This is a genomic window from Secundilactobacillus paracollinoides DSM 15502 = JCM 11969 (genome assembly GCF_001311135.1).
Taxonomy (GTDB): domain Bacteria; phylum Bacillota; class Bacilli; order Lactobacillales; family Lactobacillaceae; genus Secundilactobacillus; species Secundilactobacillus paracollinoides.
This window is the reverse complement of the sequence record NZ_BBAG01000130.1, coordinates 1-1,982: the sequence shown is the minus strand read 5'-3', so window position 1 is coordinate 1,982 and position 1,982 is coordinate 1. Positions and strand designations below refer to the sequence as shown.

Annotated in this window: 3 protein-coding genes and 1 pseudogene; 1 reads left to right on the top strand and 3 read right to left on the bottom strand. The window is 38.8% G+C overall.

Annotated elements, in window-relative coordinates:
* The 3 genes from JCM11969_RS17420 to JCM11969_RS16390 form a co-directional block, all read right to left on the bottom strand.
* On the bottom strand, positions 1–146 hold a 146-nt coding region (locus tag JCM11969_RS17420; protein WP_173585435.1), incomplete at its 3' end, for a helix-turn-helix domain-containing protein.
* A gap of 57 nt (positions 147–203) precedes the next feature.
* On the bottom strand, positions 204–308 hold the full coding sequence (locus JCM11969_RS20805; RefSeq protein WP_439709754.1) for a hypothetical protein: 105 nt from the start codon (positions 306–308) through the stop codon (positions 204–206).
* Positions 309–542: 234 nt separating this feature from the next.
* Positions 543–1,124 carry a recombinase family protein gene (locus JCM11969_RS16390; RefSeq protein ID WP_054712968.1) on the bottom strand — a complete coding sequence of 194 codons (582 nt, stop codon included), beginning with the start codon at positions 1,122–1,124 and terminating at the stop codon, positions 543–545.
* A gap of 197 nt (positions 1,125–1,321) precedes the next feature.
* Between JCM11969_RS16390 and JCM11969_RS16385 the strand changes: the two are divergent.
* A pseudogene (locus tag JCM11969_RS16385) lies at positions 1,322–1,783 on the top strand (type I restriction endonuclease); the annotation flags it as partial.
* Positions 1,784–1,982: the final 199 nt, after the last annotated feature.

The window sequence follows — 1,982 nt, the reverse complement described above, 5'->3', positions numbered from 1 at the left end:
TAATTACCTGCACAACGTTTTAACTCCCGTGAAATAGTGCTTGGATTTCGCCCCAGCCGTAACGCAACAGCCCGGATAGATAACCCCTTAGCTCGTAAAAACATAAGTATTTCACGTTCTTTTATAGTAAGATGTTTATAGCTCATACCGGATACCTCGAATTGTTTGATTTGGTCGTTAAACATATTCTACCCGGTATGGGTTTATTTTTTTACTTTGTGTTGCATTTCAATTGTAAATTCGCCATCTAAAAAAACAGCGCCCCCTCCCACGAATGGTTCGTAATAATTTTTAATTTTTGACGGCAAATAACGTTTTATCTCTGGTAATAATTGTCGCTTTCCCCCAGCCCATTTGACAAAGGCTTAACTAAAGGATTCTTGTGTATTGTCATTATATAAGTTCTCCTTTAGATTCTAATTTTTAATTTAAATACTAATTAAAGATGCGACCAACTTCCAGTAGCATCATTTTTAAGCATTTGTTATTTTACGCCTGTTTCAGGGCTTCTAATCTATTCTGATTATCTCATGTAAACCGGTTCAATGCACATCGAATTTCTTTCGGTATCTGATAAAGGTTGTCCGTTTAATCCCGGTATTACGGGCAACATCTACATCACTCATGCCCGTCTGGTAAAGTTTAAAAGCATGTAGTAAACGGGGATCATCTTCGGCATATTGAGGTTTCCGACCATGATATTTACCCTGCTGTTTAGCGAGGGCAATCCCTTGTTGCTGCCGTTCAATGATCCGCTTACGTTCGCTTTCAGCTTGATATTTATACAGTTCAATAATGAGATTCGTCATGAGCTGGCGTAAATTAGGATCCGCAATCCCTGTCATGGACGGCAAGTTTAACACATCTAGGGTGGTCCCCTTATTTTGAATGGTGTTCATGATCTTAGTTAAGTCCTGGTTGTTTCGGCCTAAGCGATCTAATTCAGTGACCAGGACAATATCACCCTCGCGAACATAGGCGAGCATTTTTTGCAGTTCTGGCCGATTAGTGTTAGCCCCACTTAATTTATCCGTAAATAATTTATCAACGTCTTTTAAAGCCGCTAACTGTCGATCTAAATGTTGCTCCTTGGAACTCACACGCGCATAACCGATTTTAGCCATTTCCAATTCTCCTTTTAGACAGTTCTAATGAACACTTGTAATTCCTAGTATAGCACAGAAATAAAAAAGACCATTAGGGTATACCCTATTGGCCTAAAAATGAAAAATCAATCTAACAAATTATGAAGCCTAAACGCTAATCTGTTCGCGTATAATAAACTAGTGAGTAATTTAAAGGTGGGGGAAGGAATGTTTTTATGTTGGAACTGTCGTTTGAAAAAGAAGTTGTTAAAACCTTAACGACTGGAAGCAATCAATGGGTGGAACGCAAAGACCTATATGGTGCGACGCCGGATCAATTATGGGCTAATTTTCGTGATAAATTAAATAACAATAATTATGCTAAATTGCAGGGACACCCTTTAACTGATACCGAATTTAATCAGGTTAAACGGGCGATTGAGGTCCGGACACCTTACGAAGCAGCTAAGTTACTAGCCGCCGAAAATGGCATTGGCAAAGTGGAAGTTGAACGTGATGATGCTAAGCTGGGCACGGTGACGCTCGAGTTGTTTTGGAAAGCGGACGTCGCTGGCGGTAAATCTAGTTATGAAGTGGTCCGACAAGCAGTGCGGCCACGGTTAGCTGGTACCCAAGATGTCGATCCTGATCGCCGTTTTGACGTAACCCTATTGATTAATGGGTTACCCTTAATTCAATCTGCCATTAATTAAAATATGCCTGTGATACCAAGGGATCAGTCTGTCTTCATACTTTCAAGTTTCAGGAAAAAAATTAAAGGAATGTCGTATAAATGTTAAATGATAATAAATCAGAACTAAAAAAATATCACTTGTTTCATTCTAAACCAGTCTTTGTACCAATTATTTTAATTATTTGGTTGTTTATTGAGTGTTT